The organism is Pedobacter kyungheensis (genome assembly GCF_000812965.1).
Classification (GTDB): domain Bacteria; phylum Bacteroidota; class Bacteroidia; order Sphingobacteriales; family Sphingobacteriaceae; genus Pedobacter; species Pedobacter kyungheensis.
The window spans coordinates 85823-106898 of sequence record NZ_JSYN01000017.1 but is presented as its reverse complement, the minus strand read 5'-3'; the positions used below and the strand labels follow the sequence as shown (position 1 = coordinate 106898).

The window sequence follows — 21076 nt, the reverse complement described above, 5'->3', positions numbered from 1 at the left end:
TTGCATAATTAGTTATTTTTTTACTCTTTATCAATTAAAATCCACCTAATTGTTGTGCGATACTAAAATGGAACTGTCCTTTGTTCGCATCTGGCAATCCAGGGATCGCATCGAAACCATAACCATAATCAATACCCAATAAACCAAATATAGGTAAGAAGATACGTGCACCCACACCTACCGATCTGCGGATATTGAACGGATTAAAATCGCTGAACCTGTTCCAGGTGTTACCACCCTCAGCAAAAGCTAAAACAAAAGCTGTTGCCTGCTGACTTGCAATAACCGGATAACGCGCCTCTAATACATACTTGGTATAAATCGGGCTACCAGATTGTTGTGCAATGTTTGGATCAGAACCTACAGGGATAACGGTATTGTTCGAGTAACCACGCATGGCAATCAGCTCAGATCCCTGTAAGAAATCGAAACCTTGCATACCATCACCACCCAGTTTAAAACGCTCGAATGCTGATTGACCTACGGCTTTGTTATACTGACCTAAGAAACCAAACTGTGCCTGTGCCTTGATAACCAAATTGCCTACTACGCGTTGGTACCACTGCGAATCGAATTTCCATTTGTGATATTCGGTAAAGCGGTATTTTTCTTTATCAGATGCGGTTGCATAGTTGGTTTTGTTAAACAACGAGTACGGTGGCGTAGCCTGAATAGTGAAACGCAGGAATGAACCTGATTTCGGGAAAATAGGCGAATCTCTTGAATCGCGGCTTATCTCTTGTGATAAGTTTAAGTTATAAGAGGTACCGGTGCTGAACAAATAACCTGCATAGTTATTTAAGATGTACTGCTGCAAGTTAATGGCATGGCTTAACTGGAAATAGTTATCTGGCCAGTTTAACCTTCTACCCAAACTTACGGTTACACCATTTAAACGGATTTTCTGGAATGAAGCATTATCAGAGCTTAAACCGTTTGATTGAAGTGAAGTAAATGCACTTACACCAAAGCTTACCGGTTTCTCGCCACCAAACCAGGGTTGAGAGAATGAGAAACTGTAAGACTGATAATATTTACCGTTGGTTTGTCCACGTAAGCTTAATTTCTGTCCATCCCCTTTTGGAAGTGGTTTGTAAGCTTTTAAGTTAAACAGGTTACGCAACGAGAAGTTGTTGAAAGTTAAACCCAGTGTACCGATAATACGGCCACCACCAAAACCACCTGAAAGCTCAATCTGATCTGAAGGTTTTTCTTCAACCGCATATTCGATATCTACGGTACCATCGGCCGGGTTAGGGCGCGGGGTTGGTACTGTTTTAGACTCATCGAAGTTACCCAGCTGACCAATTTCACGAATGGTACGGATTAAATCACTTTTGTTAAACTTTTGTCCCGGCTTGGTACGGATCTCGCGCAATACTACTTTATCATTCGTAATGGTGTTACCTTTTAAAGTAATGCGGTTATTGGTATACTGCGGGCCTTCGTACATGCGCAGCTCTACATCAACTGTATCGCCACGAATGGTTTTAACCGGATCGATGTTGAAAGTTAAATAACCATTATCGGTATACAAACTGTTAATATCGCCACCGTTTTCGCCACCGCCGTTTAGTTTTTTGTTTAAACGCTCTTCGCTAAATACATCACCTCTTTCGATGGTTAATACTTTATTTAAAATACTATCCGGATAAATGGCATTACCGGCCCAGGTTACACTACCCACATAGTATTTCTTTCCTTCGTAAAGGTCCATGCGGATATTTACCCTTTTGCTGTTGTACTGGTAAATGGTATCTTTTAAAAGCGTAGCATCAAGGTAACCCTTTTCCTGCATTTTGCCGATCATTTTGATCTTGTTCTCTTCGTATTTCTCTTTTGAGAATTTTCCTGAGCCCCAGAAACGCCACCAGGCAAATTGCTTAGGATTTTTAAGAAATTTTCTAAGCTTGGCCGATTTAAACTCTGTATTTCCGGTAAAATCGATATGCTGTACTTTTACACGGCTTCCTTTGTTAATGTTTGCCTCTAAAACCACACTGTTTTCGGCATTCGGATCTTTACGGGTTTTATAATCGATAGTGGTAAAGAAAAAGCCTTTATCCAGCATGTATTTTTTTACAATAGCCGAGGTGGTATTGTATAAGTTATCGTTTACAATTTTACCTGTTTTATCGTTCAGTTTTTCCTGAATAGCAGTTCTTTGCGATTTGCTGATTCCTTTTAAATCGATAGAGCTTAAACGCGGACGCTCAACCACTTCAATTTCAAAAAAAACTGAATCCTGAACAAACTTTTCAATATTAAGTTTTACATCATCAAACAAGCCCTGTGCCCAAAGCGTTTTAATCGCATCAGAAGTAGCTTCGCCCGGAAGTACAATTTTATCGCCTTTGGTTAATTTAGAAAGGGTAATTAAAACCTCCTTATCTAAGTATTGGGTTCCGGTTACTGTGGTACCACCAATGATATATTCTTTTGGACTAAAATAATCGAGATCTAAGCCACCAACCTTTAAAGAGGGGGTTGCCGGCGCCTGACCTTGTGGACGTATTTGAGCGAAGGCCGGAGCGGCTAAAACTAGTAGGATTAAAACTTGAAATATTCTTTTCATTAAAATAATTTGTTCAGTAATGGCCACTAAGGCAACGATGTTTTTCTAGCAAATTTTCTTTGAACCGTTACCCCGTTATGGTTTCATTTATCGTATAAAAGTGGTGCTAAGTTAGTTTAAACGCTTGTTAAAAAGTGTTAAAAGAAAAATTAGTTTAATTGTTCGCTAATTTTACCAAAACGGCGTTCGCGTTTTTGATAGTCAACAATGGCCTCGAAAAGATCTTCGCGACGGAAATCCGGCCACAAAACATCAGTAAAATAAAACTCGGTATAAGCCATCTGCCAAAGCAGGTAATTGCTAATCCGGTGCTCGCCACTTGTTCTGATCATCAGCTCCGGATCGGGGATATTTACTGTTGTTAATTTAGACGAAAACAGGTCTTCGTTTATATCTGCTAAAGAAATGGTATCGTTTTTAACTTCGGCAGCAATTTTTTTGGCTGCTTCTAAAATTTCCCACTTGGCACTGTAGCTCAACGCCAATGTTAAGGTACATTTTTCGTTGTGGGCCGTTTTCTCCATAGCTTCTTTCAAATCGTTGATACAGGCTTGCGGTAACGACTCGATATTGCCAATGGCATTAAGCTTAATATTGTTTTTATTAAGTGTTTCGGTTTCGTTGTTGATGGTCGAAATCAGGATCTGCATTAAAGCATCAACCTCTTCTTTCGGCCTGTTCCAGTTTTCGGTAGAAAAAGCATACAGGGTAAGGTATTCAATACCCACCTCTACGCAACCTTCTACAATATCTTTTACAGAAAGTACACCTTGCTCATGTCCGAAAACCCGCACTTTTCCCTGGCCTTTTGCCCATCTTCCATTGCCATCCATAATTACAGCAATGTGCTTTGGCAGGCGGCTATAGTCTATTTGTTCTTTAAATCCCATTAATTATGTCAAAATCAGCTTAAAAGGAATAGCATTTTGAGGATACAAAGGTAAAAGATATGCCAACACTAACAAATAGATAAGTATCCCTTTTTCTAAAATCGCCTCTTTGGGTACCAGGATATCCGATTTGATTAGCGGAAGGATCGGATAAATTCACCCAATTCTGGCCACTTCTTACTAAAACGGGGTTAACCGGATAGCGGCCACTCACATCATCAATATAATCTGTCATAGGTGTTCTGTAGCCCAGTTCGGTAAAAACACTCCAGGTATCTTTATAGTTATACCTTAAGCCCAGGCCATAGGGAATGGTTAATACCACATTGTTATAGCCATTTTCCTGACCTTCGGTAGCCAGGCGATCTAAGCGGTATTTTTCGCCATCAACCTTTACAGTGGGTTTAAAAACCACTAAGCCAGCACCTGCATACAAATATGGCGTAAACTGACGGGTTCCACCTCCAAGGTTAAAATTGAAGAAATTAAAATCTATGATTCCGCTAAATTCGTTCAGGGTAGTTTTAAAACGCAGGTTCCTTTCGCGAAACTGCGCATTACTTGAATTGGCATCATCTGCCTGTACCTGCCCCAGGGTATAATTTAAACGCACCCCCAGATACTGGTTAAAATTGCGTTTAACATAGGCTCCACCAGAAAGTCCGCTGATTTGTAAAGGGTTATTCTGGTTCAAATCGCCCATATAACCTGCACCACCTGCCATTAAACCCAACTCCCATGATGGCTCTCCCATCTCCTGCGCACGAACAAGCTGTCCGCTCAAAAGAAAAAAGAGGATTAAGAAGAGTGGTTTATTTGGCGTCATATCTAGTAGTTACGGGTATCTATTCCCCATAATAATTTATTCCTTAACGTGTTTAAATACGTTTCATTGTTGAGGCGGATAAGATTTACACAAAAATCGGCTTTTTTGATGGTAATTTTTACCGAACGCTCTACGGTAACGGTACGGCTATCGCACGAAACCAAAAATTTAGATTCCCTGGCTTCGACCTCAAACGAGAGTTTATTATCATCAGGTACCACTACCGGCCTTACATTTAAATTGTGCGGTGCGATAGGTGTAATCACAAAATTTTCGGAATCGGGATAAATAATAGGACCACCGCAGCTTAAAGAATAAGCGGTAGAGCCTGTCGGCGTGGCAATAATCAATCCATCGGCCCAATAAGAGTTGATAAACTCATCATTCATTGAGGCGTGGATAATCATCATCGCCGAATTATCGCGACGGTGAATGGTAATATCGTTCAATGCGAAGTTTTCTTCGCCGAACAAACCGTTTTCCGACTCCAGAGTAAGCAGTGAGCGGGTATCTAAGGTATATTCTTTATTAATCAGGGCGTGTAATGCCTCGCCGATTTCATTTTTGTTGATACTGGCCAAAAAGCCTAAACGTCCAAAATTAATCCCGATTACGGGAATACCGGAATTTCGGATGAGCGACAAGGTATCTAAAAGTGTACCATCACCTCCAAGGCTCAGCAATACGTCTGCCCGCTCTTTTAACTCGCTATGGTTATGAAAAACAACTGTGTTTTCGGGCAGTTTAATTTTGCCCTGAAGTGAAGTTTTGAATTTCGAATATAAAACGGGCTGGATATGATGGCTGGCCAGATGATTAAAGACCTCCTGAACGTATGGTAAAACCGTATCGTTAAAATCTCTCCCGTAAATTGCAATCCTCATAAAGTAGGTTTATACATTTAAATAATTCATGAACGAATCGTAACGCTCCTGCGACCCATCATCAATCTGTGTGTTGTTGTATACTTCTTTTACCTGATAATCATACCTTTCGAAAGAAGCTACCAATGAAGTAATTTCAGTTTTATTTACTTTTAATGTGACTTCTAAACGTGTAGAATCTGCAAAAGAACTCACGTAAGAAGAAAGAATCTGTGCATTATCGGCTTCTACAATCTGCGAAATGTGTGCCAGCGAATTATCGCGGTTACTGATTTCGAGTACAATAATGCCTCCAGGCTCGTTTACGGCATATTGCTGTGCCACCGCATCAACCATATTGCTGATGGGAATGATACCTGCATAATTTTTCTGCTGGTCTAAAACCGGAACAGCGGTAAGCTTTAACTGGCTCAACAGCCTGATTACATCGTAAGTATGTGCATCACTCTGTACAAAAACGTTAAGCAGGTGTACTGATGCATCATTTAAAAGGGTATCGTGATCTAAAATGCTCAACAAATCATCTTCAGCTACGAGCCCAACAAAAGCACTTTCGTTAACAACTGGCAAATGCTTTAGTTTAAAATCGTTCATCCGATCTAAAGCCTTTTGCACCGTGTCATCGCTGCTTAGTGTGGGTATAACATTCGATATGATTTCCTGAGCAAACATTATTTTAACAATATCCTGTCTAAAAATTTCTCTAAAAAAGCATTAAATATTCCGGGATGTTCCATCATAGGTGCATGCCCGCATTTATCTACCCAGTTCAATTCTGAATTGGGCAACAGTTCGTGAAATTCTTCTGCCACTTCTGGTGGCGTAACTTTATCATTTCTACCCCAGATTAACGAAACCGGTATGGTAATTTTCGATAATTCTTTAGCCATGTTGTGGCGTATAGCCGATTTTGCCATGGTTAAGATCCGAATTACGCGCGATCTGTCGTTAACTGTTTTAAATACGTCGTCAACCAGCTCTTTGGTTGCCGTAGCCGGATCATAAAATGTAAATTCTACTTTCTCTTTAATGTAATCATAGCTCTCTCTACGCGGGAAAGAACCACCAAAAGCGTTTTCGTATAAACCAGAACTACCTGTTAAAACCAAGGCTTTAACAAATTCCTGATGGGCTACGGTAAATACCAAACCAACATGGCCACCAAGTGAGTTACCTACCAGCACCACCTGACTTAAGTTCTTAAATTTTAAAAATCTGTGCAGGTAGCGCGAAAGGGCTTTTACGCCCAGTGTTAAAATGGGTAAATCGTATATCGGCAAAATAGGGATTACCACATGGTAACGATCTTTAAAATGATCGATAACCGGCTCCCAATTACTCAGTTCGCCCATTAAGCCGTGCAGCAATACCAGCGTTTCGCCTTTTCCAGCTTCGATGTATTTAAATCCGTCTTCTTCTATTACCTGGTATGTCATATGTATAAATAGGATGGTACTGTGCTACTAAGTTAGTAGAGTAAAATTAAATTTTTGCATTTCTTTGCCATTTTTCTGAAATAAAATCGAAAACGGTCTAAAAACTTGCCTTAGGGCATTAAGAAGTGGAATTACCATCTTGATACAAGTATCGGGTATCAAGATATGCTTTAATAAGCTTTCCGCTTTGTCCTTTCTAAGCTAGTTTTTCTTTAACAATTTCGGCAATCAATTTACCATCGGCTTTGCCAGCCAGTTCTTTGTTTGCCATGCCCATTACTTTCCCCATATCCTTAACCGATGTAGCGCCAGATTGTTTGATTACGGTTTCAATGATTGCCGCAACCTCTGCCCTATCTAACTGCTTAGGTAAAAACTGGTTAATTACCGCAATTTCTTCTTCTTCTACCTGATACAAATCTTCGCGGTTTTGTTGCCTGTAAATATCGGCCGATTCGCGACGTTGTTTAATCAGTTTCTGAAGGATTTTAAGCTCTGTTTCTTCTGTAATTTCTTCTGAAGAACCTTTTTCAGTTTTAGCCAAAAGTAAAGCAGCTTTTATTGCCCTTAAACCTCTTAACTGTGCATTATCTTTAGCCAACATGGCTTTTTTTATTTCCTGATCTATTGTTGTTGATATCATTGTTTTTTTAAAATGGTTAATCGGTTAACTGTTTAATTGGTTAATTGTTCAAATCGGTTAACTGTTCGATAAGTACAATTGTTTAATTGCAGGATTGTTAAATTGTTGGCTGTAAATTGCCAGCTGCGCACCAGTTACAGTTAAGCAGTTTATACAATTTAAACGATTAACCTAACTATCCTCTATTTATAATCGTGGCTGTTGCCTGTACACTTGGCATAATCAGCATATCGTTAATGTTTACATGCTTAGGTCTGCTTACTACATACCAAATGGCATCGGCAATATCATCTGCAATTAATGGTTCCAGGTTTTCATAAACCTTTTTAGCCCGGTCTTCATCACCTTTAAAGCGCACCACCGAAAATTCGGTTTCAACCATGCCCGGATTAATCTCTGTGACCTTAATGCCGTGAGGCAAAAGATCAATCCGCATCCCTTTGCTTAGCGCATCAACGGCGTGTTTGCTGGCACAATATACGTTTCCGTTTGGATAAACTTCTTTTCCGGCAATAGAACCAATGTTGACAATATGCCCTGATTGGTTAGGGATCATCCAGTTGGAAACAATTTTGGTTACATAAAGCAATCCTTTAACGTTGGTATCGATCATGGTATCCCAATCGTCGGTATTACCTTTATCAATCGGGTCCAGGCCCTGGCTTAATCCTGCATTGTTTACCAACACATCAACCTTTTTCCAGTCGGCCGGTAAAACTTCTAAGGCAGCAGTTAAGCTTTCCCTGTCACGTACATCGGCAATAACCTGTTTAATTTCAATCGCATATTTATCTGCCAAATGATGGGCTATTTTGGCCAGTCTCTCTTCCCTGCGGGCCAAAAGTATTAATTGATAACCTTGTTGGGCAAATGTATGTGCGCAAGCTTCGCCAATACCAGAAGTTGCACCTGTAATTAATGCGATTTTAGACATGTTTATGAATTTAAGTCATGGTAAATTTTTCGGTTAAAAACCGGTTTAATCTACCTAGGTAGACAAAGATAAGTTTTTTTGAATGGTATAGCCTATTGAAAAATCAAACTGAACGTGAATTGACGCAATTTCAACTTATCGATCGGATTGGCATAAGCCGTATCGTCGTGCTTCAGGATATCGCTGGTAGAATACGAAAGTTTAAATTCTGGCGACATTTTAAAATATTCGAAGTACAGATCGAAACCAATTCCCGTTTCGTATGAAAAGTAATTGCGATCGTTTTTGAGCAATTTGTTTACTGCAGTTTCACCTTCATCAAAAGTTTTCTTTTTTGAGGCAATATCGATTGAATATTTCATCCCGCCTAACCAGTAAGCCCTGAAATTATTTAAGCGGTTCGATTTGACTTTAATCCCCAGTGGAAACTCGAACATGGTAGCCTGCACCTTCTTATCAACCAGGGTTTGATAGTTTTTGGTTTGTCCGTTACCCACATTTACCGGATCGGTTGGCACATATTCGTAACTTACTACCCTATCGCTAAAAATGAGTGAAGGGGTAGAACGGATATCAAAATTCTCGGAAATATTCCGGTTCATGACAAAGCCCAAACCAAAGCCCTGCGAAGGTTTACTCGAGATCGAATTTAACGAATTGGTAACCATCGTACCCGAAGCAGGATCGTACGATACGCCGTTGCTGTTGGGCACTTCGTAAAATGGCGAACGCCAGTTCTGTTTTTTAAGGATTTTATATTCCGCCGAAATGTATTGAAAATTAAAACCAAAACTCCAGTCCTCATCATCTATACCTCCACCCCAGTTTTGAGCAAGAGCGGCTGTAGAAATGGTAATGAGTGAAAGAATGAGGCTTAATTTTTTTATCATTTAGTTCCGGTGTATATCGAACTTATTCCAAACGTTAAACTTTTGTGTTTGGTACTTTTAAAACCAACTTTTTGCATCAGGGCTGTAAAATCTTCTCCGTCAGGGAAAGCCGCTACCGATTCGGGCAGGTAAGTATAAGCCCGGTGATCTTTAGAAAACAGCTTACCAAAAAAAGGCGTTACCTGTTTAAAATAAAAACTGTAAAGCTGCTTAACCGGAAAAACCTTTGGTTTCGAAAATTCGAGGATCACCATTTTTCCATTAGGCTTTAATACCCGGTACATATCAGTCAGGCCTTTTTCAAGGTTTTCGAAATTACGCACACCATAGGCACAGGTAATCGCATCAAAGGTATCGTTTTCAAAATGTAAACCTTCCGAATCGCCAACCTGAACCGAAAATACTTCGTTTAAACTGCGTTCGTTAATTTTCTTTTTGGCTACTTCGAGCATACCTTCAGAAATATCTACACCAATTACCTTTTCGGGGTGAAGTTTTTTAATGGCTTCAAAAGCAAAATCGCCGGTCCCGGTAGCTACATCAAGCATTGTTCTCGGGTGAATAGAAACCAGTTCTTTAATCGCCTTTTTGCGCCAAAGCACATCAATACCCAAGGAAAGAAAGTGGTTTAAAAAATCGTAAGTGCCCGAAATATTATTGAACATGGTTGCAACCTGTTCTTTTTTGGTTGCATCTGCTACCTGGTATGGAGTGATATTCTGATTCATGATATGTGGCAAAGATAGAGAAAAGAGTTTGCAGTTGGGAGTTTAGAGTTTACAGTTTAGTTATTCCTCTAAACTTTACGAATTGCTGACCAGCGTTAATTTCAACGCCTAACTCCAAACCCTCAACTCAAAACTAATTGTTACCTTTGCCCTATGGTTATCAAAACAGCAACATTTGTATGCAGTAACACTCAGGTTTCGGCTTTGCCACCTCCAACATTGCCCGAGTACGCTTTTATTGGTCGTTCCAATGTAGGTAAATCCTCTTTAATCAACATGTTGGTTAACCAGCATGGTTTAGCCAAAACTTCGCAACGCCCGGGAAAAACACAGCTAATTAACCACTTTTTGGTTAACGAAGCCTGGTACATTGTCGATTTGCCAGGTTACGGTTATGCAAAAGTTTCGAAAACAAGTCGCGAAAAATGGGAGAAATTTATCCGCGCTTACCTTACCAAAAGAGAAAGTTTGCAATGTGTTTTTGTTTTAATTGACAGCCGTTTGGAACCCCAGCAAATTGATATTGAATTTTGCTACTGGCTGGGCGAAAGACAAATCCCCTTCTCTTTAATTTTTACCAAAGCCGATAAACAAGGTATGACCACTACACAAAAAAATGTTGCTGGTTTTAAGCGGAAATTAGGTGAGTTTTTTGAAGAAATTCCGGCAACTTTTATTACTTCAGCCGAAAAAGCCGTGGGTAAAGATGAAGTTTTGAATTTCATTTCTGAAGTAAATAAAGATTTTGTAGTACCTACAGATTATAAGCGGTTTTAACATTTGATGTTCAATGGTTCATTAGTCATTGGTTCATCAGTATCGGCAATCTGCCATTAACCATCAACTATTAACCATCAACAAACAGAACAGTTAACCATTACCAATTCATGAAAAAATACTTTTCACTCGTATTATTTGCACACTCGGTTTTTGCATTGCCCTTTGCCATGATCGGTTTTTTTCTGGGCGTAACCACTACCGATAATCCATTTTCGTGGTATAAACTCATATTGGTTTTGCTGTGTATGGTTTTCGCACGCAACTCGGCCATGGCGTTTAACCGCTATCTCGACCGGAATATTGATGCTAAAAACCCGCGCACTAAAATGCGTGATATCCCGGCAGGAAAAGTTTCGGCAAGCGAAGCGCTCACTTTTGTGATCATCAATTGTGTATTATTCGCCATTGCTACCTATTTTATTAATCCACTTTGTTTTTATTTATCTCCGGTAGCGCTTTTTGTGGTATTATTTTACAGTTATACTAAAAGGTTTACGGCGCTTTGTCACCTGGTATTAGGTCTTGGCTTATCACTGGCGCCTATAGGTGCATATATTGCTGTGACCGGTCAGTTTGCTTTGGTACCGGTTTTATATTCGTTAACCGTATTATTTTGGGTTAGTGGTTTCGATATTATATATGCCTTGCAGGATGAGGATTTCGACCGTGAAGAAAATTTACATTCCATTCCATCGGCACTTGGCATAAAAAATGCACTGAATGTTTCGGTTTTATTGCATGTATTTTCGGCAGCCTGCGTAATCTTACCCGTGTTCTTTACCGAATTTAGCTGGGTTTATTATGTAGGAATTGTATTTTTCTGCTCGATGTTAATTTATCAGCACCTGCTTGTAAAACCAAACGATATCAGCAAGGTAAATCGTGCATTTCAAACCTTAAATGGTTATGCTTCGGTTGTTTTTGCCATTTGCTTTTTAATTGACGCATATTTGAGACATAAATAAAAATGAATGAAAGATAGAATTTTGAATAATTGACTGTTTAGCATTGAGCCTAACTACAACTATTCATTCTATCATTCCATAATTAAACTAAACATGATCATCACCAAAAAACCAAGAACATATATTCCGCAGGATTTAACCATTACCTGGGAGAGTTTAGCGCCAATTTTTGACGAGCTCCAAAACCGCAGCATTGAAAATAAAACAGCATTAGAACAATGGCTAAAAGACCGCTCTGAACTGGAAGCTGCTTTAGAAGAAGATTTTGCCTGGCGCTACATTAAAATGACCTGCGATACGGCTAACGAAGAACTGGTTAAAAGTTTCCAGTATTTCGCGACAGAAATTTCGCCTAAAATCTCTCCGCTATCTAATGAGCTGAACAAGAAGTTTGTAGAAAGTCCTTATATGGATGAGCTGGATAAGGAAAAATATTTTGTTTACAACAGGTCGGTTAAAAAAGCGCTGGAGCTATTCCGCGAAGAAAATATCGAATTGTTTACCGAACTGCAGGTTAAGCAACAAAAATACCAGAGCGTTACCGGCGCCATGAGCGTTACCATTAACGGTCAGGAATACACCATGGAGCAGGCTTCTATCCTGGTAAAGGATTTGAACCGTGAAGTACGCGAAAATGCCTGGAAAACGATCCAGCAACGCCGCCTGGTTGATAAAGATGATTTAAACATCCTTTTTGATGAATTGATTAAATTGCGCAATCAGGTAGCCTTAAACGCAGGTTTCGAAAACTACCGCGATTATATGTTTCAGGCTTTGGGCCGTTTTGATTATACCCCTCAAGATTGCTACGATTTTGCCAATGCCATCGAAAAAGAAATTGTTCCGATTCTGAAAGAGCAGGCCGAAAAACGCAGGGAAGCACTGGGTTTAGACGCTGTAAAACCATGGGATTTAGAAGTAAGCGTAAGCGGTAAACCTGCATTAAAACCTTTCAATAATGGTGCAGAACTGATTGATAAGAGTATTATCTGTTTTAATGCCATTGATCCAAAACTGGGCGAAAAGCTGGCAACGATGAAAGCCAACAACCTTTTTGATGTAGAGAGCAGAAAAGGTAAAGCTCCTGGTGGCTACAATTATCCTTTGGCCGAAACTGGCGCACCGTTTATTTTCATGAACTCGGCCAACTCACTTCGCGATTTGACAACCATGGTACACGAGGGTGGTCATGCTGTGCATACTTTCTTAACAGCAAATTTAGAATTGAACGATTTTAAACACTGTCCATCAGAAGTTGCCGAATTAGCCTCGATGAGTATGGAATTGATTTCCATGGACAAATGGGATGTTTATTTCGATAATGAAGAAGATTTAATCCGCGCCAAAAAAGAACAGTTGGCAGATGTGTTAAAAACATTGCCTTGGGTAGCGGTGATTGATCAGTTTCAACACTGGATTTATACCAACCCTAACCATACTGCTGCAGACCGCGAAGAAACCTTTAAACAAATTTACAACCGTTTTGGCGCAGGTTTTGCCAACTGGGATGGACAGGAACAACAATTCGGCAATGTTTGGCAAAAACAGCTGCATTTATTCGAAGTTCCGTTCTACTATATCGAATATGCAATTGCTCAATTGGGTGCCATTGCCGTATGGAAAAACTACAAGGAAAACCCTGAAAAAGCATTAGACCAATATCTGGCAGCCCTTGCTTTGGGTTACACTAAACCCATGAACGAGATTTATGAAACTGCCGGCATTAAATTCGATTTCAGCGCTGAATACGTTAAAGAACTGGCCAGCTTCGTAAAAGGAGAACTGGACAAACTGGGATAGTACAAGGTAACAGGCTTAAAGGTGAAAGACTGAAGGTTTTCCGCTCAAAAAAACAGAAAAGTCGTAGCAAAATGCTACGACTTTTTTATTGATGTTTAAATCCGAAAAATCAAGCTGTTTTAATTTAGCTCTTCCCTTTTTCTCACCCTCAAAATCATAAACATTACGATTAACGATATAACGATCATAATCAAATAACTATAGCTTAGGTTGCGCTCATCTTTTGCCGGCACAAGGCTTACCACTGCATAACTCAAAAACGATACAATAACGTAGGTAATTCCACCCGTTAAGCCCCCGGCAATACCTGCATTTTTCGGAAATTTGCTCAAACAGAAAGTAAAATAGTTGTTAAAAGTAAAACCAGCCCCAATGTGAATGATAAAGGCAAAAAAGATCAGCGAGTAAAGATTACTGATAAAATTAAGGCTCAGCATCATCAATATCACAAATACCAGCTGTAAAACCGAATTAATGGCCAGTCGTCTAAAAAACGGGCGATTTATAGTAGCCTTACCTATAAAGCCACCTACCATCCAGGCAAAACCCAATACCAGTGAGCTATAGCCTGCAATCACGGGCGAGAGATGCAAATGGTGCTCAATAATAAATGGCCCCGTCATGTTGTAAACCATTACCATACAATAAGCCAGTCCGAGCATTACAATACCTAAAGTAAAACTGGTGGTTTTAATCATTGTGGCGTAAATATTGGCTATTTTCTTCAACTGAAAATCGGTAAAATGTTTCAGGGTTTCGCCACTGAACATAAACTCGAGTAAAGCAAAAACCAAAGCAAAACCACCCAGAAAATAGAAGTTAGATTCCCAGCCAAAAACCGTTTGCAGGTAGCCCCCGATAAAAGGCGCTACAATAGGTCCGGTTGACCAGATAATGGAAAACAAACTGAGGTAATGCTTAAGCTGATCACCTTCAAAAAGATCGACAAAATAGGCGCGTTTAGCCACCACAATAGCCCCAACAGTGAGCCCATGTATAATTCTCATTAAATAAATGAGGTAAATGTTATGTGTATTGGCAATGATAATGCTCGCTGCAGCAAAAATCAACAGCGAATACAAACCAATTTTATAACGGCCAAAGCTATCGAGCACACTCCCGATAAACAATTGTGCAACGCCATAACTAATCAGAAATATACTTAACGTAAGCTGAACCTGAACGTTGCTAACCTGCATTTCGCCAGCCATGGTGGGCAATGAAGGAATGTAAATATCGGTAGCAAAACCCGATAAGGGAATTAAGGCAAAGGCCAATATAGTGGCTATCCCCTGATGACCTTCTTTAATGTATTTAATGTCTAAAGTGCCCGTATTCATAAATATAAAAAATGTAGTTGTTTATATTCCAATCAAACAGAATTTTATGTATGTATATTCGCTGTTTATATTGGATGAGGCAAAATTAATGCTTTCGTACCGCTTAAAATTATGCAAATCAAACAAAGGCTTATGACGAGCAAATAATCGAACTTTTTGACATTAATTTCATAAAACACGGGCGATTAAGTTAAGTTGCATTCCCATCCGTCCAGACGTGTAATGAAATTAATATCCTGCTTTAAACGTTTTTAGCCAAACTTTTTATAAGTTTGAAGAAACAATCAAACAACAAATGTTCGAAAAGCTATTCAGAAAGAAATCCATTTCCAAGATATTACAAGATGCAGCAAAAGGCTATGGCGATCACGAAAACACTTTACATAAAACCCTCGGTGTACGCGATTTAACCGCTTTTGGTATTGCAGCTATTATTGGCGCTGGTATTTTTAGTACGATTGGCAAAGCCAGTGCCGATGGTGGCCCGGCGGTAATTTTCCTGTTTATTTTTACTGCTGTTGCCTGTAGTTTTGCAGCCTTTGCCTATGCCGAATTTGCCTCAATGGTTCCGGTTTCGGGCAGTGCCTATACCTATTCTTACGTGGCTTTCGGCGAATTAATTGCCTGGATTATTGGCTGGTCGCTCATTATGGAGTACTCCATTGGCAACATTACCGTAGCCATATCCTGGTCTGATTATTTTACAGGTTTACTCTCCACCATTAAAATACCACCTTTAGGCATTGATGGTATCCATGTACCCGATTGGATGACTATGGATTACCTGAGCGCTTATAACGGCCATAAACATGCCGAAGCTTTATTGGCTGCAGGCAAAAATTTAGCCGATTTAGATTCGGCCACAGCCCTGGCTAACAATGCCTGGCTTACTGCACCTAAAATTGGTGGTTTCCACCTGGTAGCCGATATCCCGGCTTTAGCGATTATCATTTTAATTACCTGGTTAATTTACCGCGGTATGAAAGAAAGTCGCAACGCCAGTAATGCTATGGTTGTGGTTAAACTGGCTGTAATTTTACTGGTATTGGCTGTAGGTATATTTTACGTAGATACTAAAAACTGGAATCCGTTTGCACCAAATGGCGTTTCGGGTATATTAAAAGGTGTTTCGGCGGTATTTTTTGCCTATATCGGCTTCGATGCTATTTCTACCACAGCCGAAGAATGTAAAAACCCACAGCGCGATTTACCACGTGGGATGATGTGGGCCATTATCATTTGTACCATTCTTTACGTAGCCATTGCATTGGTTTTAACAGGTATTGTAAAGTCTGATACCTTAGCCGTTGGCGATCCATTAGCCTTTGTTTTCGATCAGATTGATCTTAAATTAATGAGTGGAATTATTGCCGTGAGTGCTGTTTTTGCTATGGCCAGTGTACTTTTGGTTTTCCAGATGGGACAGCCCCGTATCTGGATGAGTATGAGCAGAGATGGCTTGTTACCGAAATCTTTTTCAAAAATCCACCCAAAATACAAAACACCTTCGTTTGCTACTATTGTGGTAGGCTTTGTGGTTGCTGTGCCATCCTTATTCATGAACCTCACCATCGTTACCGACCTTTGCTCTATCGGAACGCTTTTCGCTTTCGTATTGGTTTGTGCCGGTGTATTGGTATTGCAAAACAGACCAGATGTACAACGTGGAAAATTCAAGATTCCTTATGTAAACAGTAAATTTATTGTTCCGGTAATTTTTATAGCCAGCATTGCCTTTGCTTTCACACAATATGGAAAGGAAACCAAAGCTTTCTTTTTTAACTCCCCTAAAACGGTTGAAACCATAAATTTTGTCACTTCATTAAATGGAGAAGAGCTTAAAATTGTTAAGGAAGAAATTGTAAAAAATTCAGCTCCGCAGATCATCCTTGCGGAAAAAGTAGATGCAGAATCTTACCTGAGCGCATTACCTGGTGATCGGTACGAGCAATTTATCGCTGCATCGAAGGTTAGCATTGAAAAGAAATATGAAAGCGGCTGGAGCCTCTTTAAACACAAAATACCAATGTGGATTTTCCTGATTATCTGCGTAATCATTACCTTTTATTGCATTACTAAAAATCTTTCCCTAATTCCAGTTTTAGGATTAATCAGCTGTTTATACATGATGTGCGAACTGGGCATCTCGAACTGGATTGGCTTTGGTATCTGGCTGGTTGTAGGTCTGGTTGTTTATTTTGCTTATGGGTATAAGCATAGTAAATTGGCACAGCCTGAAAATTGAGATGAAGTACAACCCTTTAATACATCATCGACGATCGATCAGGTTAAAGGGTTATGATTACTCTAAAGCTGGAGCTTATTTTATTACAATCTGTTGCGAAGATAGGCTACATAGATTTGGAAAAGTTTCAGATAATGAAATGATCTTAAATGAATTGGGAACCATTGCTTATAATGAATGGATTAATTTAGCAAATAGATTTTCAAATTTTGAACTCGATGTGTTTCAGATCATGCCGAATCACATGCACGGTATTATCGTCTTGTCAGATGTCGGGGCGACCCTTGCGGTCGCACAAGAAGAAAGCGCACTAAATCGGGCGACCGCAAGGGTCGCCCCGACGATTTCTGATATTATTGGAGCATATAAATCAATCGTTTCAAATGCTTGCCTTCAATTATTTAAATCGCATAACAAAATAATGGGCAAGTTATGGCAGCGCAATTATTACGAACACATCATCCGCGATGCAAGAGCATATCAAAACATCTCAAATTACATCATCAACAATCCAAATAAGTGGAACGAAGATAAACTCGATCTTTAAACAATAAATCCTCTTTCCGTAACAGAAAGAGGATTTATATTTATTTAGTTTAACAATCTAAGACGACTTTTTCTTAAAAAGAAAAGTCGTCAAAATAACCAAACCAATTCCCGAAAGGATGAGGTAGTATTCGCTATGCGGCAAGCCATTTACTTTGGCTGCAGGGCCTGCAATAAATAAAACTATCGCAAGTAAAATAATTAGATTCCTGCCCATTAAACCGGTAATCTGTTCAGTTCAATATCATCTGGTGTAACAAAAATCAGCGGTACTTTCTCCACATCTACGTAACTGCTATCCAAGCCAAAACTTCGTTCTTCTGATAAACTTAAACGCTTCAGGATAAAGTAATAATCCATAATTGTACGTTCATAGAAGCTCAGTTTGGTAAATTTAGATAGATGTTTTTCTAAAAGCACGAACCTGAAATCGCCGGCAATTTTATGTTTGTTTAACGAGGTGTATTGACTCGTGATGTCAATTTCACCGTTCTTAACCAGTTCTTCAACTACTTTACGGTACAGCAGGTTTACACGTTGTTCAATTCTGAAACCTAATTTAAAATCGATCCTGATCAGTTTACCAGGAATCAGGAACTCTACCTTATAATCTAAAGTATAAGGCTCATCCATTACATCAACGTGCACCAGCCAATACACATCGGCACGTTTGGGCTCTTTTTGAATAATAGAATAGATGATCTTCGATTCAATTTCAGTTTTGAAATTGGCGCTGGTTAAATACACAAGCTGTGAAGAATATTTCGGCACAGATTCATCACTACTCAATTCGCTCAAGATCTGATAATAATCTTCTATTTCTACGTATTTTACAAATCTGTTTTTGATTTTCCGGGCTACAAACCAGCTCCACATTACGGTAAAGAGTGCCGAACCAATAAGTACAGTAAGCCAACCACCATCAGAAAACTTATGCAGGTTACTAAAAAGGAAAGTACCTTCAATCAATACATAAATTGAAATAAAAATGGCGATGAGGTATTTGGGGAATCGCTTGCTCCTCAAATATACGCTGACCAAAATGGTTGTCATTAACATCGCGATGGTGATAGAAAGCCCGTACGCGGCATCCATTTTAGAGGATTCTTCCCAAAAGAATACGATACTGCAACAGCCTAACCAAAGCATCCAGTTAATAGAAGGTACATACAACTGTCCTTTTGAAACAGATGGATAAACGATTTTAATCTTCGGCCAAAGGTTTAAACGTACAGCTTCCGAAATCAGCGTAAAAGAGCCACTAATTAAGGCCTGACTGGCAATTACTGCTGCCATTGTGGCCAGTATTACCATTGGCACCTGAAAATGACTCGATATGATCTGGAAAAACGGATTCATTTTAGAGCTGGGTACGAAAGTACCTTCGTTCTGTAAAATCCATACACCTTGTCCCAGGTAGTTTAAAATGAGTGTAATTTTAACAAAAATCCAGCTGATCCTAATGTTATTACGCCCGCAATGCCCTAAATCCGAATAAAGTGCCTCGGCTCCGGTTGTACACAGGAAAACGCCACCCAGAATAATAAAAGCTTTGCTGTTGGTAGCCAATAAATGCACGGCGTAGTAAGGATTAAGCGCATGTAAAATGCTAAAATCTTTAACGATAAATAATAATCCGGCTACCCCCAAAACGGTAAACCACACAAACATTACCGGTCCGAAAAGTTTTCCAACCAGGTTGGTACCAAATTGCTGAATGATGAAAAGCACCGTTAAAATAGCGATTACTACCGGTACAACAGGAATATCGAACTTATTGGTTAATCCCTCAATAGCCGAAGTTACCGTAATACTCGGAGTAATAACCCCATCGGCAAGCAAGGCACAACCACCCACTATGGCCGGTAAAATTAACCATTTGGCCTTTTTACGCACCAATGAGAACAGTGAAAATATCCCTCCCTCACCCTTATTATCGGCCCTTAGGGTTATAATAACATATTTAACAGTTGTTTGTAAGGTTAGGGTCCAGATGATACAGGAAAGTACCCCGAGTACAATATCGTTGGTAATTGTTCCCGGATGTGAAGCCACGCCATCTTTTACGCCTAAAATACTGGTGAAAATTGCGTTGAGGGTATACAATGGTGATGTACCAATATCGCCGAATACAATTCCCAAACTAATTAGAATCCCACCAGCGGTTAACGCGTTGACATTTTTATGATTTGACACTTCGTTGATTATTTAAGTGGGGCAAAAGTAAACTAACTATAACAATTTAACAACCAAATTATTGTGTATTTTCAACACTTTGAAATTTAAATATTATTGTTAAATTGTGTTAAATTATGGCTTTTAAACAAAATGTTTAATTTCTTTGTTTTAAATTAATACATTTGCATTACCAATTTGATGAAACTCTACACTAAGACAACGTTGCTCACCAAACTAGCCTGCACATTGTGCATGGTTTTGTTATGCAGCGTAAATTCTTGGTCGCAACAGGCTGATAGCATTAAGATTAGCCTTAAAAACAGAGCCAAAAAAGTAAGCAGAATCCCCGAAATTAAAGCCAACATTACTCCTTACAAGCCGCTTTATATGTCAATCGGAGGCAGTGGTTTATTCAATTCTTATTCTACTACGCCTAGGGCTGCAACCGTTACTCCAAAAGATAAATTACTGACGATTGTAAAAATATACCCCAATCCAGTTGAAGATCAGCTAAATATTATTCTTTCTATTGGTAAAGATGGTACACAAACTACCATAAAAATTATCGATTTACTGGGTAATGAAGTAGCTACTTTATCAAATGAGCGCTTAAACGCCGGCGAGCAAACCAAATCCTTTACCATCCCGAGTAGAATTAATGCGGGCATCTATTTTTTAAGGGTTATTGCCGGAACAGAAAGCCAGGTAAAACGCATCTCAGTTTTATAACACCATTTTCTTTTCTATTTTTGAATTGACCCGGGTTTAACCCAGTCTATTTGCTTACACCACAATTTTTAAAAATGAAAATCATAGCCATTGGCCGCAATTATGCCGAACATGCCAAAGAACTGAACAATCCGATTCCAACTACACCGGTAATTTTTTTGAAACCCGATACCGCGGTCCTAAAAGACAACAAACCTTTTTACCTGCCCGATTTTTCGGATGACGTACATTACGAACTCGAAGTAGTTTTAAAAATCTGTAAGGAAGGAAAACACATTGCCGAAAAATTTGCAGCCAATTACTATGACGAAGTAGGCTTAGGTATCGATTTTACTGCGCGCGATATCCAAAGCAAACACAAGGAAAAAGGATTACCATGGGAACTGGCCAAAGCGTTCGATAACTCTGCCCCCATCAGCCTTTTTAGTCCTAAAAACGATTTCGAAAACCTTTACAATTTAAATTTCGAATTAAAAATAAACGGAGAAAGCCGTCAGGTTGGCCATACTAAAGACCTGCTCTTCTCGTTCGAGAAGATAATCAGCTTTGTTTCGCAATACATTACTTTAAAAAAAGGCGATTTAATTTTTACCGGAACCCCCGAAGGTGTTGGTAAAATAAACAAAGGCGATAAATTGGAAGCCTGGCTGGAAGGCAAACAACTCTTAAATTTTGATGTAAAGTAAC

General features: G+C 39.4%; 20 protein-coding genes. 7 read left to right on the top strand and 13 right to left on the bottom strand.

Annotated features, from left to right (window positions below; all coding sequences use genetic code 11):
- Nucleotides 1-34: 34 nt before the first annotated feature.
- The 10 genes from bamA to ubiE all read right to left on the bottom strand — a co-directional run bounded on the left by bamA (nt 35) and on the right by ubiE (nt 9806).
- Nucleotides 35-2575, bottom strand: a complete 2541-nt coding sequence (gene bamA / locus OC25_RS14930) for an outer membrane protein assembly factor BamA (RefSeq protein WP_039477644.1) — start codon at nt 2573-2575, stop codon at nt 35-37.
- A gap of 149 nt (nt 2576-2724) precedes the next feature.
- The gene (locus OC25_RS14925; protein ID WP_039477495.1) at nt 2725-3465 is read right to left on the bottom strand and encodes an undecaprenyl pyrophosphate synthase; all 741 of its coding nucleotides are present in this window, start codon (nt 3463-3465) and stop codon (nt 2725-2727) included.
- Nucleotides 3466-3484: 19 nt separating this feature from the next.
- Nucleotides 3485-4291 (bottom strand): type IX secretion system protein PorG, encoded by an 807-nt coding sequence (porG, locus tag OC25_RS14920; RefSeq protein ID WP_039477492.1) that lies wholly within the window; start codon nt 4289-4291, stop codon nt 3485-3487.
- Nucleotides 4292-4293: 2 nt separating this feature from the next.
- Nucleotides 4294-5175: an NAD kinase gene (locus OC25_RS14915; protein WP_039477489.1), complete on the bottom strand. Its 882-nt coding sequence runs from the start codon at nt 5173-5175 to the stop codon at nt 4294-4296.
- A 9-nt stretch (nt 5176-5184) separates the two neighbouring features.
- The gene (locus OC25_RS14910) at nt 5185-5847 is read right to left on the bottom strand and encodes a CBS domain-containing protein (protein ID WP_039477487.1); all 663 of its coding nucleotides are present in this window, start codon (nt 5845-5847) and stop codon (nt 5185-5187) included.
- Nucleotides 5847-6611: an alpha/beta fold hydrolase gene (locus OC25_RS14905; protein ID WP_039477485.1), complete on the bottom strand. Its 765-nt coding sequence runs from the start codon at nt 6609-6611 to the stop codon at nt 5847-5849. Before OC25_RS14905 ends, OC25_RS14910 begins: the two co-directional genes overlap by 1 nt.
- Before the next feature lie 196 nt (nt 6612-6807).
- On the bottom strand, nt 6808-7254 hold the full coding sequence (locus OC25_RS14900) for a GatB/YqeY domain-containing protein (protein WP_039477478.1): 447 nt from the start codon (nt 7252-7254) through the stop codon (nt 6808-6810).
- Between the two features lie 175 nt (nt 7255-7429).
- On the bottom strand, nt 7430-8188 hold the full coding sequence (locus tag OC25_RS14895) for an SDR family oxidoreductase (RefSeq protein WP_039477477.1): 759 nt from the start codon (nt 8186-8188) through the stop codon (nt 7430-7432).
- Nucleotides 8189-8280: 92 nt separating this feature from the next.
- Nucleotides 8281-9078: a type IX secretion/gliding motility protein PorT/SprT gene (gene porT / locus OC25_RS14890; RefSeq protein ID WP_039477475.1), complete on the bottom strand. Its 798-nt coding sequence runs from the start codon at nt 9076-9078 to the stop codon at nt 8281-8283.
- Nucleotides 9075-9806, bottom strand: coding sequence for a bifunctional demethylmenaquinone methyltransferase/2-methoxy-6-polyprenyl-1,4-benzoquinol methylase UbiE (gene ubiE / locus OC25_RS14885; RefSeq protein WP_209435599.1), 732 nt, complete (start codon nt 9804-9806; stop codon nt 9075-9077). Before ubiE ends, porT begins: the two co-directional genes overlap by 4 nt.
- A 153-nt stretch (nt 9807-9959) precedes the next feature.
- On the opposite strand from ubiE, the gene yihA reads away from it, so the two are divergent.
- The 3 genes from yihA to OC25_RS14870 all read left to right on the top strand — a co-directional run bounded on the left by yihA (nt 9960) and on the right by OC25_RS14870 (nt 13351).
- Nucleotides 9960-10583, top strand: coding sequence for a ribosome biogenesis GTP-binding protein YihA/YsxC (yihA, locus tag OC25_RS14880; protein ID WP_039477472.1), 624 nt, complete (start codon nt 9960-9962; stop codon nt 10581-10583).
- Between the two features lie 110 nt (nt 10584-10693).
- Nucleotides 10694-11551 carry a UbiA-like polyprenyltransferase gene (locus OC25_RS14875; protein WP_039477471.1) on the top strand — a complete coding sequence of 286 codons (858 nt, stop codon included), beginning with the start codon at nt 10694-10696 and terminating at the stop codon, nt 11549-11551.
- Between the two features lie 93 nt (nt 11552-11644).
- Nucleotides 11645-13351 (top strand): M3 family oligoendopeptidase, encoded by a 1707-nt coding sequence (locus OC25_RS14870; RefSeq protein ID WP_039477470.1) that lies wholly within the window; start codon nt 11645-11647, stop codon nt 13349-13351.
- Nucleotides 13352-13470: 119 nt separating this feature from the next.
- Here OC25_RS14870 and OC25_RS14865 read toward each other — a convergent pair whose 3' ends face one another.
- Entirely contained in the window at nt 13471-14691 is a 1221-nt protein-coding gene (locus OC25_RS14865) for an MFS transporter (protein WP_039477469.1), read from the bottom strand.
- A 295-nt stretch (nt 14692-14986) separates the two neighbouring features.
- On the opposite strand from OC25_RS14865, the gene OC25_RS14860 reads away from it, so the two are divergent.
- Both OC25_RS14860 and OC25_RS14855 read left to right on the top strand, forming a co-directional pair.
- Nucleotides 14987-16936 carry an amino acid permease gene (locus OC25_RS14860; RefSeq protein ID WP_039477468.1) on the top strand — a complete coding sequence of 650 codons (1950 nt, stop codon included), beginning with the start codon at nt 14987-14989 and terminating at the stop codon, nt 16934-16936.
- A 1-nt stretch (nt 16937) separates the two neighbouring features.
- Nucleotides 16938-17483: a transposase gene (locus OC25_RS14855; RefSeq protein ID WP_039477626.1), complete on the top strand. Its 546-nt coding sequence runs from the start codon at nt 16938-16940 to the stop codon at nt 17481-17483.
- 57 nt (nt 17484-17540) lie between these two features.
- On the opposite strand, the gene OC25_RS27940 is transcribed toward OC25_RS14855, so the two are convergent.
- Nucleotides 17541-17699 carry a hypothetical protein gene (locus tag OC25_RS27940; protein ID WP_156131484.1) on the bottom strand — a complete coding sequence of 53 codons (159 nt, stop codon included), beginning with the start codon at nt 17697-17699 and terminating at the stop codon, nt 17541-17543.
- The gene (locus tag OC25_RS14850) at nt 17699-19678 is read right to left on the bottom strand and encodes a KUP/HAK/KT family potassium transporter (protein ID WP_039477466.1); all 1980 of its coding nucleotides are present in this window, start codon (nt 19676-19678) and stop codon (nt 17699-17701) included. The genes OC25_RS27940 and OC25_RS14850 overlap by 1 nt, the downstream gene beginning before the upstream one ends.
- Nucleotides 19679-19858: 180 nt before the next feature.
- Between OC25_RS14850 and OC25_RS14845 the strand changes: the two genes are divergently transcribed.
- Together OC25_RS14845 and OC25_RS14840 are read left to right on the top strand one after the other, a co-directional pair.
- Complete coding sequence (locus OC25_RS14845) at nt 19859-20389, top strand: T9SS type A sorting domain-containing protein (RefSeq protein ID WP_244154715.1); 531 nt, start codon at nt 19859-19861, stop codon at nt 20387-20389.
- Nucleotides 20390-20463: 74 nt separating this feature from the next.
- Entirely contained in the window at nt 20464-21075 is a 612-nt protein-coding gene (locus OC25_RS14840; protein ID WP_039477460.1) for a fumarylacetoacetate hydrolase family protein, read from the top strand.
- Nucleotide 21076: the final 1 nt, after the last annotated feature.